At 62.9% G+C, this 15017-nt stretch carries 13 protein-coding genes; 9 read left to right on the top strand and 4 right to left on the bottom strand.

The window, feature by feature from the left end; all coding sequences use genetic code 11:
• The first annotated feature begins 110 nt into the window (after window positions 1-110).
• Window positions 111-878 (top strand): short-chain dehydrogenase/reductase, encoded by a 768-nt coding sequence (locus M1247_RS16625; RefSeq protein WP_317157437.1) that lies wholly within the window; start codon window positions 111-113, stop codon window positions 876-878.
• A gap of 451 nt (window positions 879-1329) precedes the next feature.
• Here M1247_RS16625 and M1247_RS16630 read toward each other — a convergent pair whose 3' ends face one another.
• Window positions 1330-2529 carry an MFS transporter gene (locus M1247_RS16630; RefSeq protein WP_317157438.1) on the bottom strand — a complete coding sequence of 400 codons (1200 nt, stop codon included), beginning with the start codon at window positions 2527-2529 and terminating at the stop codon, window positions 1330-1332.
• 82 nt (window positions 2530-2611) lie between these two features.
• Here M1247_RS16630 and M1247_RS16635 point away from each other — a divergent pair, with 82 nt between their 5' ends.
• The 3 genes from M1247_RS16635 to M1247_RS16645 all read left to right on the top strand — a co-directional run bounded on the left by M1247_RS16635 (window position 2612) and on the right by M1247_RS16645 (window position 6435).
• Window positions 2612-4837, top strand: a complete 2226-nt coding sequence (locus tag M1247_RS16635) for a S9 family peptidase (protein WP_317157482.1) — start codon at window positions 2612-2614, stop codon at window positions 4835-4837.
• Window positions 4838-4996: 159 nt separating this feature from the next.
• Entirely contained in the window at window positions 4997-5707 is a 711-nt protein-coding gene (locus M1247_RS16640) for a hypothetical protein (protein WP_317157439.1), read from the top strand.
• 101 nt (window positions 5708-5808) lie between these two features.
• A complete protein-coding gene (locus tag M1247_RS16645) occupies window positions 5809-6435 on the top strand; it encodes an RES domain-containing protein (protein ID WP_317157440.1) in 627 nt (208 codons plus the stop codon).
• Between the two features lie 720 nt (window positions 6436-7155).
• On the opposite strand, the gene M1247_RS16650 is transcribed toward M1247_RS16645, so the two are convergent.
• Entirely contained in the window at window positions 7156-7593 is a 438-nt protein-coding gene (locus M1247_RS16650) for a limonene-1,2-epoxide hydrolase family protein (protein ID WP_317157441.1), read from the bottom strand.
• A 118-nt stretch (window positions 7594-7711) separates the two neighbouring features.
• On the opposite strand from M1247_RS16650, the gene M1247_RS16655 reads away from it, so the two are divergent.
• Window positions 7712-8563, top strand: a complete 852-nt coding sequence (locus M1247_RS16655) for a helix-turn-helix domain-containing protein (protein WP_317157442.1) — start codon at window positions 7712-7714, stop codon at window positions 8561-8563.
• 394 nt (window positions 8564-8957) lie between these two features.
• On the opposite strand, the gene M1247_RS16660 is transcribed toward M1247_RS16655, so the two are convergent.
• Complete coding sequence (locus M1247_RS16660) at window positions 8958-9593, bottom strand: HAD family hydrolase (RefSeq protein ID WP_410506881.1); 636 nt, start codon at window positions 9591-9593, stop codon at window positions 8958-8960.
• Between the two features lie 740 nt (window positions 9594-10333).
• The gene (locus M1247_RS16665; protein WP_317157444.1) at window positions 10334-11107 is read right to left on the bottom strand and encodes an ATP-binding protein; all 774 of its coding nucleotides are present in this window, start codon (window positions 11105-11107) and stop codon (window positions 10334-10336) included.
• A 477-nt stretch (window positions 11108-11584) separates the two neighbouring features.
• Here M1247_RS16665 and M1247_RS16670 point away from each other — a divergent pair, with 477 nt between their 5' ends.
• The 4 genes from M1247_RS16670 to M1247_RS16685 all read left to right on the top strand — a co-directional run bounded on the left by M1247_RS16670 (window position 11585) and on the right by M1247_RS16685 (window position 14977).
• A complete protein-coding gene (locus tag M1247_RS16670) occupies window positions 11585-11983 on the top strand; it encodes a nuclear transport factor 2 family protein (protein WP_317157445.1) in 399 nt (132 codons plus the stop codon).
• Window positions 11984-12004: 21 nt separating this feature from the next.
• Entirely contained in the window at window positions 12005-12697 is a 693-nt protein-coding gene (locus M1247_RS16675; protein WP_317157446.1) for a helix-turn-helix transcriptional regulator, read from the top strand.
• A 277-nt stretch (window positions 12698-12974) separates the two neighbouring features.
• On the top strand, window positions 12975-14117 hold the full coding sequence (locus M1247_RS16680; protein ID WP_317157447.1) for an HNH endonuclease: 1143 nt from the start codon (window positions 12975-12977) through the stop codon (window positions 14115-14117).
• Between the two features lie 152 nt (window positions 14118-14269).
• A complete protein-coding gene (locus tag M1247_RS16685; RefSeq protein ID WP_317157448.1) occupies window positions 14270-14977 on the top strand; it encodes a DUF8370 family protein in 708 nt (235 codons plus the stop codon).
• The last annotated feature ends 40 nt before the right edge of the window (window positions 14978-15017 follow it).

Genomic DNA, 15017 nt, shown 5'->3' on the forward strand with positions numbered 1-15017 from the left:
GTCACAAACTCCCAACCATTGGTGAACCGTACCCGTTCGTGAACTACACTGCACGGTGTAGTGTAACAATGCGGGGCTCAAAGAATCCGCCGACACAGGGAGAGACACTCATGGATCTTGGCTTGAAAGGCCGTCGCGCGCTGATCACAGGGGGCTCCAAGGGGATCGGCCTCGCCACCGCCAGGTGGTTCGCCGACGAGGGCGTCGATCTGTGCTTGGTGGCGCGGGACGCCGGTGCGCTCGCCGACGCGGCGGAGAGTCTTCGCGCATCGACGAGGACGGGCGTCGCGACGATGACCGCCGACCTGTCTCAGGCCTCGGAGCGAGCACGGGTCTGCGAAGCCTTCCCCGACGTGGACATCGTCGTGAACAACGCGGGGTCCATCCCCTTCGGCTCCATCGACCAGGTCGACGAGCAGGCGTGGCGGCAAGGGTGGGATCTGAAGGTGCACGGCTACATCGACCTCACCCGCCGATACCTCGACATCATGCGTCCGCGACAGCGCGGAGTCATCATCAACGTGATCGGCGCCAGCGGAGAGCGACTCCTTGACTCCTACGTGGCGGGCAGCACCGGGAACACCGCCCTGATGGCCTTCACCCGCATCGTGGGTGCCAAGAGCCCGTCATTCGGTGTCCGCGTCGTCGGAGTAAACCCCGGACTGGTCGTACCTGACCGCGGTGGCCGCCTAGCCAGGCCAAACGACGACGCAGGTGACGAGCCCACTCCTTGGTTCCGAGTTCCCTTCGGACGCCTCGCCACACCGGACGAGATCGCAGCCAGCGTCGTGTTCCTGTCCTCGGATCTCTCGTCATACACCAGCGGCACCATCGTGACGATCGACGGGGGAGTCACCTATCAGGGTGAGCCCGCTTAACCTAGGACTTGCAGGGGGAGTTGACCTCGTCGGCGCAGCCCGAAATTCTGGAGGAGTTGGCGCAAACCGACAGAGATTACGCAGCAGGCCGGACCAATAGCGGCTAGGAACGCCGTGTGCGATATAGCCTACCGGAGCGCCGAAAGAGACCTTCGAGTTCGAGAAGTGACGACGTCATGACTTTCATTCTGGGACAATGCTTTCAGTGATCAGGGGAGCGGGAATCTCGGAGACACTTTCCCGTAGGGCCGTGTTGCATGAGCCCAGCAGGTCGATCCCAAGCCACCGAAGTCGTTTCATGGTGGCCTAGCTCGGCGGAGTGTTGCCGATAGAGCAAGAGATTGAAGGCAGTGAAGCCGCTGAGACCAGCGATGGAGTCGCTGCGCAGGACTCGTCGATGACGGTGAGCACTGCTGCGATGCTGCTTAGGGTCTACGGCCTGCGGGAACGCTCAGGTGCTAGACACCGCCGGCTGCCGCGACACCGCTCCCGCCAGGACCACCACCGAAAGCCACAGGGCGAACAGTGCGAGCCCGGCCGCGACCGACGAGCCCCACTCGGCCACCAGGGCCGCCAGTCCGACTCCGGCCGGTACGGCCACCTGAAGACAGGCGTTCTGCAGGCTCAACACGCGGCCCCGGATTCCGTCCGGGATGCGTTGAGCCTGCAGCACACCCAGCACCGCCCCCAGCACCGAGTTGCCGATACCGAACAGCGCGGCGCCCGCGAACACCCAGCCCGGACCGACCAGTGTCGCGAGCAGCAGGAATCCCGCCGTCGTCCCAGTCAGCGCGCACATCAGCCACCGCCGCCGCGACATCCGCGCGCTCACGGCGGCGAACACCGTGGTGCCGACCAGCATGCCGACTGCCAGTGCGGTCAGCACGAAACCCAGTAGATCGGGTCGGGACAACTCGCTGAAGTACAGTGGTAACACCAGGCCCTGCAGTCCGCCGAGCGCAACCGCCAGCCCCACGGTGAGGGCGACGGTGCTGATCAGGAATCGGCTGCCCCGCAGGGCAGTCGCGCCGGCGGTCAGTCGACCCAGCAGCGAATCGTGATCGGCGGCCTCACTTTCCACGGCTCCGAGACGGCCTGGCAGGGTCGCGGTGACCAGAGCTGCTGCCGCGGATGTCGCCGCTGTCACGAAAAGCACCGTGCTGCCGTCGAACAACGTCAGCAGCGTGCCCGCCGCGGCCGGCCCGATCATCAGCGCTGCCGAGGTCATCGACTGACGCAGGCCGAGCAGTCGCTCCAACGACACCCCGGCGTGCCGGGCCACCGCCGGCACCATCACTTGCCGGGCCGTCATGCCGGGGACGTCGCCGAACGACCCGAGGATCGCCAACGCCACCAACCACCCGATGGTCAAGCCGGTTGCCAGGTCCACCAGTGGGATCGCTGCGACCGTCCCGGCCGACACCAGGTCCGAGATGATCGAACAGGTACGCCGGTTCACCCGGTCGATCAGTACCCCGGCGCACAGTCCGACCAACAGCGCAGGCACTGCGGTCGCCGTCGAAACCGCGCCGACACTGAGCGGGCTCCCGGTGGTCTGCAGCACGATCAACGGCAACGCCACCGCCAGGATCCCGTTGCCGAGGAAGCTCAAGAAATGCGAACTCAGATAGGCGACGGCAATCAACGGCATTCGTCCACCAGACGCTGTGCCGCCGCGGCACGGTCAAGTCGCTGTTGACTGTGTCGCTACGTCCGGGTGTTGCATGGCCAGTGTGACGACATTGCTGACCGATTCCGATTACGCGCGCGCCGAACAGATGCTTTTCCCGCACCGTGCCCGGCGAGTGCCGGGCATGGTGCTTACACCGCAGTGGTTCGCCGATGGTGCCCGATTCTGGTACCGGATCGGGACCCGCTACGTCGCGGTCGATCCCGATGCGAAGACGCATCGCGCCGCCTTCGACCACGACGCGCTGGCCGCGGCACTGTCGGTGGCGGCCGGGCAGGCGGTGACCGGTGCCGATCTACCGATTCTGGCCGTGGATATCCGCGCCGACGACACAGTGCTGTTCAGCGCGTTCGGCCGGAATTGGAAGTGGGCGGACGGTGCCTGCACTGAATCCCAGACGGCTACAACCATTCCGGGTGGGATTCCGTCACCCGATGAGCGGTGGGTTGCGTTCTGCCGCGACGGTAACATCTGGGTCCACAACCGGGCCGATGACACCGAACATGCCCTCACCGAGGACGCCGACCCGTTCTTCGACTACGGCGGCCTGCCCGGCACCACCGGCGCACGGGCGCTGACCCGTGCGCTCGGCCTACCGCCGCCGATGATCCTGCACTGGTCACTCGATTCCACCCGCATCCTGGTTGCGCGCATCGATCAACGCGAGGTGCCCGAACTGGTGCTCGTGGAATCGAGCCCGGCCGACGGCGGTCGGCCGGTGGAACACCGCACCCGCTACACGATGCCCGGCGAGAATGCCGTCGCGACGATGACCTGGAATGTGCTCGACGTCGAGCAACGCACGATCGTCCGGCAGCAGACCGAGCCGACACCGATCATGCACAATGTCGCACTCGTCTACGCCTGGTGGAGCGGCAAAGACGTGTACTTCCTGTACCAAGCACGTGATGCCCGCACCCTGGAACTGCGTCGTCTCGATCCGTCGACAGGTGCGGTCAGCACGCTGATCACCGACACGAGCGAGACGCGGGTCGACCCCACCGTCCTGCTCGGCGACCCGCACATGGTGCGGGTGCTCGACACCGGCGAGATCGTGTGGTGGTCGCAGCGCGACGGTTGGGGCCACCTGTACCTCTATTCGGCCGACGGCGCCCAGGTCAACCAGATCACCGCCGGGCCGTGGCTGGTGAGCAGTCTGTTATGGGTCGACGAGAAGGCTCGACAGGTGTACTTCGCGGCCAACGGGCTCATCGAGGCCGATCCGTATCTCCGCCAGCTTTGTCGAATCGGACTGGATGGCAACGGGTTCACCCGCCTCACCGATGATCAACTGGACCATGACGCGGTCAGCCCACCGCAGGGCGGCTACCTGGTGGACCGAGCCTCGAGCCCGAGCCAGCCGCCACGCTCGGTGGTGCTCGACGGGGACGGTCAGGTGGTGGTGGAGGTGGAGGCACCCGACACCGAAGACCTCAAGATTCTGGGCTGGCAACCCCCGGAGCGGTTCCGGGCGACCGCAGCGGACGGTAAGACCCCCATCTACGGTCTGCTCTGGCGGCCGCACGATCTGGACCCGGACCGCACGTACCCGATCATCGAACATATCTATCCGGGGCCGCAGCTTTACCGCGCCGGACCGATGTTCAACCCGCCGCACTATGGCGAGCCGGAGGCCTTCGCAGCGCTCGGATTCGCGGTGGTGGCCATCGACGGTCGCGGAAGCGCGGGGCGCAGCAAGGCATTTCATGACCACTCGTATGGGGACCTCGGCAACGCCGGCGCCCTGGACGACCATATCGCCGCAATCCGAGAACTCGGACAGCGGTATCGGTGGCTGGACACCGCCCGAGTCGGGATCACCGGACAGTCCGCAGGAGCGTTCGCCGCGGCGCGTGCCGTGCTGCGCTATCCGGATTTCTACTCGGTGGCCGTCGCGGTCTCGGGTAATCATGACAACGCGCTCAACCTGGCGATGTGGGCCGAGCACTACCACGGCGATGTCAGCGCCGAGGGCAAAGCGGCACTCTCCAACGCTACGTTGGCCGCCAACCTGAAAGGCAAGTTGCTGCTCATCCACGGCGAACTCGACGACAACGCGCACCCGTACATGACGATGCGGCTGGCCGATGCACTCATCAAGGCGGACAAGGACTTCGACCTAATCATGATTCCGGGTGCCGAGCACTCGCTGATTGGTTGGCTGCACTATTCGCTACGTCGCACCTGGGATTACTTTGTGCGGCATCTGCACGGCAGCGAGCCGCCCGGTTACCGACTACAGCCGTTGCTGCTGCCCTCCCTCGGCTGACCGGCGCACGATCTCACCGGCCTGCTTCAGCACATCCAGCTGCACCGGGTTGTAGAGATCGGACATGGCCATGTCGATCGCCCGCGCGCGTGCTGGCTGGGCTGATTAGCGGCGGTGTAGCGCCCTGACGTCATCCGCAGCCCATGCTACAGTTGCTACATGATGTCGGACTTTGATATCGCCGAGGTGGGCGATGGACTAAAGATCCGCGGCGTCACCCGAGGAGAGCTCACCACGGCGCTTCAGCTCCTCAGTCTCATCGGAGGCACCGAGGGCGCATACGAGGCAATCGGCCTGCGGCAACTGAGCAACGCGATTGTGCATGACCCGCAGGGCGGTGCCCACTTCCGCGAGTTCCTTGAGCTGTTCAATGCGATCCGTACGCTGCAGGCCGAGCATGTTGAAGCCTCCCGCGAAGAGCTCCTCCGAGCGCTGATGGGCCATGGCGTTAGCCTGACACCCGCCGCGACCCTGCAGCAGTCGAAGCGTTTGGCCACCCACCGCAATGCGCTGCTCGCGACACCTTTTCACACCTACACGTCGCTGAGTGAGCAGCGCGATTCGTCGGAGTCCAACACCAGAACGTGGGTGGCTCGACGCCGCCAAGCGCACAAACTATTCACCGTCGACCATGACGGCAGGACCTTGATACCGGCGTTTCAATTCGACGAGCACGGCGAGCTGCGCACCGAGTTGGCCCCGCTCCTCGCAGCGCTTGCCCAGAGGGGAGTGCGGGACTGGTCCTTGTGGACATGGTTGACCAGTCCGACGAGTTTCCTCTCCGGCGAGGTACCAGAGCGCATCGCAACAACTGATCCAGCGCGTGCGCTACGCGCAGCCCAGCGCTTCGCCGCGGGTGCGGCCGCCTAGAACGCCGGCTCGAAGTGACAGCTACGCCTCCGCCGCAGGATCTGGTATGCCCTCATCCGGCCGGCTGTGGCGTAGTCGCGACGTTGCCCACATTGAACACAGTGCCCCTCGACAAGGGCCGGCCGCTATACCGCGTGTACGACGGTAAGTGGGGCTATGACGAATTCAATGCAGGCTGGGGCGACACCCGATTCGCCCCGATCGACGACCCCATCACCGAAAAGCGGTTGTCAAACATGTACCTGGGCGAATCTCCTACCGGGGTGCTGCTTGAGTCGGTCTTCCACGACGTGCACCAGCTGGGCAGCATGATCGCGTACGACGCGCATCTGCACGAGAAGCTGTTGGCGCACATTGAGGTGCCGGCGGATGCCACGCTGGGTGATCTTCGCGATCCGGAGTTGTCGCGGCTGAAGCTCGAGCGCAGCCAATTGATCTCGAGTCCGGCCGAGCACTACCCGTGCACCCGGCGCCTGGCCATTTCAGCGCTTGCGCAGAAACACGATCCGCCGCTTCAGGGACTGATCTGGCATTCCCGTCAAGCCGAGTTGATCAAGACGCCGCCTGAAGAAGTAATCATCCTATTCGGGGAACGGTATCCGTCGAGCCGGGGTTCCTGGCAGCGGTCTGGACCTGGCTCGCAGAACCTCTACGAAGGGCCAGGGCGACTACTCGTCGACGAGATCGCCGAAGAATTGCGTGCGTTGATCGAGACGGATAAGGCGTAAGCGCGGTCGTGGCAGGTGACTACGAGAGGCAGCGGTCGTTATCCATGAAGGCGACGGTAGGCACAAATTCGTTAACGGGCAGGCGCCGTTGCGAAAACCGTCAAATGCACTGATACCGGACTATCAATCAGCCCGGAACCCATTGGAGTGCAGTGTAATACGGCGAAATTACTGGTAACCCGCCATATTTGATCCCGCCGTGATCCTCCCGATGTGCAGCAGTGAACTGGGTGGAATGCGGCAGGGGCGACGTGCTGAATCCTTGCTGGGTGTTGAGAGACAATGGATCTGAGATCAATGACAGCAAATTGATACTCGCTGACGTGGACGAATCGACGTTCTAATCGATGCCTGGGTGACATCCGATCTGAGACGATGCGGACGCCTCGTCCTGGAGTTGTAGTTGTGACACTTGGTTTGAGATACGCGTGTCCGGCGTGTTGATGCTCCCTCCGCGCTCGACGTGGTGGCAGAAAGGGAATCGAGGGTCATGGAGAGCGCAACAGTGCCGGCCGTATGGCCTCGCCTCACTCGTGTTCGAGGAAGTGTTGGGCTGTGGTCAGGCCGATGCTGCTCGTGCCGCCGGTGATGAGGGCGCGTTTGCCTTCGAGACGTTTCATGTTATTACCTCCGGCTTGATCTGGGGCGAGACGGCGTACTCGCCGCAGATGACTGCACGATCTGTGGTATCCCGATACGGACGTTCACCTTCGGTGCCTGTCAGGCGTTGGTCGCCGCGCCAGACGTCCCGGGATTAGCGGTGGGGATGAAGTACTCCCGCATAGCGATGATGCGGCCGTCACGGATTTCGGCGACGCCGGCGACGCGCGCAGACATCAGTAATTCGCCAGCGGCATTGTAGAAGTCATCGACGCGTTCGGTGAACACGTAGGGACCCTGAGAAACAATGAATTTGAAGTCGACGATCATCGTCTCGAACCCGGGTGGCTCGGCGTCGACGAGAGCTTTAGCCTCTTCGATGCCCACCGTGGTGATGAGGCCGACGTTCTCCCACACGGTCTCTGGGGTGAAAAATTCGTCGAAGGCTGCCATCGCGACGGCTTTCGAGATGCTCCAGCGTCCGAAGAACTCGCGGAACACAGCGCTGGGGTCCGTGGCGGACGGGGTGGTGTCGTTGGTGCTGTGTGCTTGTGTCATGCCGTCTAGCGTGCCGAACGGATCCGCGGCGGGGAACGGCCAGTCACAGCCCCGACTGCATGCAACCTAGGACAGGTTCTTCCCTCCCCTGGACTGCTGGGGCGGGAATAATGGGGAGATGGTCAGTCGTTCGGATTCCGCCGGTTCCCTGGGGAGCTTCCTGCGGGCGCGGCGCGCCGAGTTGGACCCCGGTGAGGTGGGGTTACCCGCGCTGGGGGGCCGTCGGCGCGTCCCCGGTCTGCGCCGTGAGGAGGTCGCTCAGCTGGCGGCCATCAGCCACGACTATTACGCCCGACTCGAACAGGGCCGCGTTGCCCCCTCGCCTGCGGTCTTGAACGCTCTTTGCGATGTCCTGCGACTCGACAGCGAGCAACGTAGTTACCTCTATGAACTCGCCGGCAAGCCCGTCCTTGACCGACGTGCGCCCACATCGGATCCCATTCGGCCACAAGTTCAACGCCTCCTCGATGCGATGACGGGGGTTCCCGCCTTCCTTTTCGATCGTCGATTCGACATCCTGGCCTGGAACGCGTTGGCCGCCGCGGTCTACGTCGACTTCAGCGCCATCCCGCCTGGCCAGCGCAATTATGTACACCTGGTCTTCACCCACCCCGACGTCCGCGCGCTCTACGCCGACTGGGATGCCGTCGCCCGGCACTGCGTCGCAACACTGCGCAGATCTGCCGCCCAAAACCCGGATGACCCTCGTCTGCTCGCACTGGTCGACGATTTACGCACCCGCGACGACAGGTTCCGCACCTGGTGGGGAGTGCACGAGGTGGTCAATTTCAGTCGCGGAACCACGATCCTGCGCCATCCGGTCGCCGGCGAGCTCACACTGGACTGGGACACCTTCGCCAGCGACGCCGACCCTGGCCAACGCCTGATGACGATGACCGCACCCCCGCACAGCCCCACCCACCAGGCGCTGCAGTTCCTCAGCTCTTGGAACAACAGCACCGTCCAGTAAAAGTTTCTCTCGCTGAAGAACTTCACGGCCAGGTAACGTCATTCAGGCTGTTCGCAGCCAGTGCGGACACTGCGCCTACGCGCGTAGTGTAATGATCATGCCGGTGGCGGGGTCCTTAACGCCAATTTGCAGGCTGCTGCCTCTGCGCTCAGCCGTTTTGCCTATTGATTCCGCCGTCTCAGTTGCAGTGCCATCCGACAATGTTGAGAGACAGATGATCTGAGACTATTGACGTCTAACTGACACTGGCTGACATGCACGAATCCGCGTTGCGATCCATGCGTGAGTGACGACCAAACTGAGACGGTGCGGAGGTCAGCTGACTTCCCGCGCAAACGGGGACGGCTTTCGACTTCTCGCAGTGTATTGATCTGCAGGAAAGCCCGGATGTTGATCAACCGTACCGATCTAGGACGAGGGTCAGTTGGGCAAGCGAGTTGAGTTGCAGGTCAGCCAGTTCGGCCTCTGCGCGCCGGGCGTGAAGATATCCCCAGGGACCACGACGGATAAGCGCGGTACGTAGCCCAGCGAACCTGGCGGGCAGGATGTCATTGTCGATGCGGTCACCGATGTACATCACCTGGTGACCTTCGAGATGGGCAGCCCGCGTCACCCTGCTGAAGAATTCTTTGGAGGGCTTCGAGATGTTCCATTCGGCCGACGAGGCCACAAAGTCGGCGTTGAAGCCGAGAACTCGCAACTGATCGACCGCGCCAGCCGGCTGGTTTCCGGCAATCCCGACGATGAACCCAGCATATTTGGCTGCCCTGAGGCAGTCGAGTGCATCGGGATAGAGGTCGGCGGGCGTGATGTTAGGAAGGGTTGTCGGAGGGCTGATTCCGAGCATTTCCCATGCGGACCGGTGGTCATCGCCGCGTTCGATCGATGCCCCGATGAGGCCCATCAATGCGAACGGCGTAACGCCCGCCTTTCGGGCTTGGTCGGACCAGGCACGGGATTCGTCCACGAGCGTCTCGCCGACGTCGAAGACGAGTGCACGTACACCCGCCGGTAGTCGTAGATCGCCCACATTGCCATGATCTCATTCGCGCGAGGGACGTCGAGGCAGTCCCGTCTACTCTCAACCAGCCATGGCGTGTCGGCGCTGGAGGAGCTCGTGCGCGCCATTTACCAAAAGCCACCGCTCAACGCCGACCCATTCGAGCGCATCCGACAGGGAAGCTCTCATAGCGGGATCATTTCGTCGTCCGGTCGAGATTCGGTGGGCGATGGCGGGATCCGTGACTATACGGATGACGCGGACGGTCTCAGGGAACAATGCGATTCGGTCGTCGGTACCGTACGAAAAGGTCCCTCGATCGAGCACACGCTGTAGGCGTTCCGGCCTCGCTCGTTCGCCGATGAGGTAGGTGTTGTCGCGAACCAGATCCCATGCGGTCTCGTAGAGTTCGCGGTCGACGAGACCGGACGTGACAAGCCTGCGGAGAAGCTGTTCGGCCTTCCGTAGTTCAGCGCCCGTAACACCTTGACGTTGTACGTCCCCGAGCCACTGTCGATGCCGCCTGCAAAAGGCGAATCGGATATGCGGATAGGTTGCCACGCGTTCACCAACGGTGCAGGACAGGCACGCGGATCGTGACGCTGCCTGTTTGTCCCACAGTCCCCGAAGGTTGGTGTGTCCCACTGAGGCATGGGCGTGGACAGATTCAAAGCGTACTGGAGTGGGGCCGCCCAGTTCGTTGACCGCTTCGCCGAGCGTGGACGCCGTGGCGGTCGTTGAGCCGGCGCGCGTTGATAGCGGTGCGCTGGTCATGCGACGCCGATCTGCCCTACACCGATCAGGTGGTCTTGGGTTATCGCTTCTTTGCCGCTGTCGTCGCGGTCGGCGATTGCGCTCGCCATAGCGAGCGCGAGAATGCTGCGGAGGTCACCGATCTTGCCGTTGCTCATGTTCAAGAGGAGGTCGGCGAAGGGGGAGAGGTGGTTGGGTTCGGCATCGAGAAGGTGCGTCGCATCGCCGAGAGAATTCACCAACGCCGTCCACTGCCCTCGAGATGAGTCGTCGCTTCCGAGGAGTGGGCGCATCTGGGTGACCTGACATCTCGCCATGATCTGCTCGGCCGGCCGGCTCGATAACCCTTGGAGGAGAACGACGCCCGCGAAGACGCATACGGCGCCAGAGTCGTTCATGATCGTCTTCAATGAGTTGATCGCGTCGTCACCAGTCTTGCCGTCGAGCTTGAGCATCTGGAGTTCGTCGATGATGAGAATCTGCGTGCGATGCCTACGCAGGGCGTCGAGTGCCAGGTCGGTGAGCTGGTGCTGTGTCGCAGACTTGAAGTTGTGCGGAATGCCGTAGAAGTTGAGGATCGAGCTGGCAATTGATTTCGGTGAGGCCTTCGGCTCCATCTCGATATAGGCCGTGGGTGCCTGGCCTTGTTCACGAAAGTCCGGACGTCGTTTGTCCACCCACGTTTCGACCTCCGCCGCGAGCCGGACAAGTGCTGTCGTCTTGCCGATGTGGGGAGGACCCGTGAGGACAATCCCACGTTCACCAACGGACGTGGGGTTGTGCATACGCATCAATGCGAGTCCACTCGCGGCCGACGCGCCCCAGAAGCCGAAAGCTGCCGTTGTGAAGGGTCTGAGTAGGGCCGGCTTGCTCCGGCGTCAGTGACACGCGGTTCGAAATTGGGGTCTCAACACTTTGTCAATGAGTCTTAAATAGGGTGTCAGAGTCGCAGATGGCTTGTCACCCGACACACTGGGGCGCTCAAAGCGTTCTTGATTCATCAGATGAACACGGCGACGTTTACTGGTAACACTGCATATTCGATCTCTGCATAATCTTCGACCCAAGAGCTCGAAGATCGACGCCGGGGTACGCGAGACAGTCGGTGTGGAGCACCGTGGCGGCGGACCGCGGCAGGCCACGTGTGTCAAAGGCCCCGCTGAACCCGTGGGGCCCGCTGCGGCAAGTCTCCGTGTTGTGTCGTGCCCCTCGACTGGGCACACAAACACCGACATACCGTTGTCGCGACACTGTCTGATGCTGGTGTCATGAACAAGAACATGGTGGATACAAACTCGGTTGCTGCGGATGCGGCGCTCGCGGTGTGGTTGGAGATGTGGAACACCGACAGTGAGATCGCTCGTCGGATCTGCAGTGAGGATTTCCGGATTCATTTCCTGATCTCCGAGACGGATGGGTCGAACCCGGGCGACGACGTGCTGGGCGCGGAGAGTTTCGTTCGGTTCCTGGATCGGTATCGCGAGCAGCATCCGGATGTGGTGTTCACCGAGGTCGCGCGGGCCGTGGACGGCCCGCGCGGGCGGATGCTGTGGAACGTGCAGGACGGGGAGGTTGCTGCGGGAGGGATCGATGTCTTCGACTTCACCGAGGATGGGCTGATCCGTGAGGTGTGGTCGGTGGGCGGGACGCGTGCGCACCTCACCTGAGACCGGGGGAGACTCACATTCATGAGGAGAGCCGAGCGGTTGTACGCGCTGGTCGATCTGCTGCGGGGATCACGCCGGCCGTTGTCGGCCGCTCGGCTCTCTGAGGAGTTCGAGGTGTCGAAGCGCACGATTGAGCGTGACATCCAGTCGCTCCAGCTCGCGGGAGTCCCGATCTATGCCGACTACGGGGTGTCGGGCGGGTATTCGATCCTGCGGGAACACTCCCTGCCGCCGCTGAATCTCTCGGTACCGGAGTCGCTGGCGGTGCTCGCGGGGCTTGGTTTGCTGGAGAACTCTCCATATGGTGCGGCGGCGCGTCGGGCGCGGGGCAAGGTCCTCGCGATCAGCCGCGAGGATCAGCTCGCGCCAGTCGATCAGGCGTTGGCGTCTATGTTCGTCATCGACGCCCAGTCGCCGTCCGAGGCGGCGATCTCGCTGATTCCCGAGGCGGTCGCCGCGCGCCGGGTCATACGGCTGGACTACACCTCCGAGGACGGCGAGACCCACACCACCCGTGACGTGGAGGCGATGGGTCTGCTGCGCGGCGGTGATTCGTGGATGATCGTCGGGTGGTGTCGGCTGCGTGAAGGCATCCGCGGATTTCACCTCGGCCGCATCCGGCACCTGGAGATCACCGGAGAGGTGTTTCCCGAACGCGATCCTGCGGTGCTCGACGCGGATCTGTCGCGCTGGCGCACTCGGCGGCTCGGGTGATGCCCCAGCCGGCAACCGCGGGCATGTCGCGGTGCGCCCAACTTCGATGAGAAAGCCGCCAAGTCCGATGCGACCCGGACAGCCCGATAGGCGAGAACCGTTGGGCGGCAGAGCAGTATGCAGTAGATTACTGGTAACGCTGCATATTCGATCGCTGCATATTCTTAAGCCCCTGCGCAGGGTTGCCCATGTTCGTTCTGGTATCGGTTAGCTTTCGTTGATGCCGGGTTAGGGTGCCAATTTTTCGAGTTCCGTGACGTCGTTGTCGAGTGCGGTGATGATGTCGCCGACTCCGTGGCAGCTGCAACAGCAACAGCAGGAAATTCTGGCGAAGGACGAGGCGACGGCCGTCTTGCCCCGTAGAAATGACGCGAACGCGTACCGTCGTAGCGTGGTCCACGATGTGCGGTACCGGCCAGGGGATTCAGCGCAGAACCTGATCTTGCGCAGCGCCCTTTGGGATGCCTGGAATTACCGTTGTTGCTGGTGCAGCCATCCGCGCGACCTCCTCGACGTGGATATCGACCACTTGATTCCCCAGAGCTATTCCCGTGCCCAGCTGGAGGCCACTCTCGACCAGAATCTCACCGACGAGCTCCGCGCCCTGCCGTTCGACATCCACGCACCACACAACCTTGGGCCCGGCTGCCGCCGTTGCAACGTCGAGAAAGCGAACCGCGATTTCTCGACCGCCCCCCGCTTCATCGCACTGCTGGCGAAGGCTCGGCAACTCGAACCCACCGTCATACACACGGTCGGAAAGTTCCGCAGCGGCAACGCCTTCACCAAGGCACTAGCCACCGTCACCGGGGTCGACCCAACCGATAACGAGGTCATGGGAACCCTCGCTGAACTTGGTCCCGCGCTGATCAACAGGCTGCGCTACATCGCCCCACACATTCTCGAAGGCCCGTCGAACTACGGCTACGTCGATCCCGACGGAGACGCCACCGACGAATACGTTGTGACTGTCACCCTCGACGAAACGTCACGAAGGGCCAGAGTCCTGCTAGAAGACGCATACGGCTGCGGTTTCGACTCCGCGCTCGTCAAAGTAGTGCGCGCGGTGATCGAGGAAGTCTGCCAGCAGCTCGGTCGAGCGATCGTGCACGAGCTGGAGAAGCGCGGGTACGACCCCGACGTGGCGCCGGTGAATGCCCGAATCGAACTCGCGGTTAATCGCCTCACCGTCGACCCAGACGGACCACGATTCGAGCTGCACGGGACCTACCAAGCCGAGGGCACCGCCGAGGCCGCGATACAGAACTACCAGAATGATTCGGGGACGTCCTGGACCCAACGAGACGCAGACGACCAGGGCCACTTCACGGCGGCTTTCTTCCCCGACGATGCCCCCGACGTTGAAGTCGATTACATCGACCTCAGGAAAGCCCGAGTCAGAGTGCCCGGTAGAAGCTGATTAAGCAGTAGACGCGCGACACCAGGTGTCCTGAGGTCGGGGCCAAGGCGTGTCAGGGCCATCGGGCTGGCAAATGTGCCGGTGTAGCCGGTCGCGGCCGCGCGGGCGTCAAGTTGCCCGTTCTGATCGCCGTGGGGTGACAAGCTGAGCTCATGCCTGAGGACGACCTCAACCTGTATCTGTCGCAGTACCTCGGCCTCGCGCCCGACGTGCTCGAGCAGTACGGCGCATTTGATGTGTCGGTTGCTTCCGATCTCCCCCTATTTATCGACCCGTTTCTCCTGTTCCACAGCGACAAGCCCGAGTACCAGCAGTTGCACGAGAAGGTGCTGCGCTACTTGCGTTTCCTGCGCAATAAGGCGTCATCTGGCCCGTTGGAGGCAGCGCTGGTCCGGAGCTTGTTCCGATTTCCGGAGGTGCGGCAGAACTGGCTCGGGTTCTCCGTGCTTGGTAACGGCGGTCTCGGCCTCGGCGCGAAATTTGCCTCTGCACTGCATGAGTCGCTAACCAGCATTCTGAACGATTTCGGCGCGGAGCAGATCACAAGGTCGAGTCACCTCGAGAAGGTCGGCCTCATCCGTCCCGGTGTGGGCCGCGACGGCATCTCGGACTTCACGACGAACCTGATAAAGGAATACCTGCTGGAGTACACGCAGACATTCGCTCGCCAGCACCTGAGCCCAGATCAGTGTCGAGAGTTTGGCGTGCGCCATGTGCGCTTCAGCTACGACACCGAAGCGTGGGAGTCGGGAACCTACTACCTTCCAGTGCTCTGGGGTGACTTCGTCCTGCTGACGCCGATCGACATGTTGACTCGAGATGATGGCGTGTTCCCGGTGAATGAGTCCCACCAGTTTTAGAGTCCTGTAGCCCGATGTCGGGCGAGAAGGGACGATGAAA

It is taken from the genome of Mycobacterium appelbergii (assembly GCF_032883035.1).
GTDB classification, from domain to species: Bacteria; Actinomycetota; Actinomycetes; order Mycobacteriales; family Mycobacteriaceae; genus Mycobacterium; species Mycobacterium appelbergii.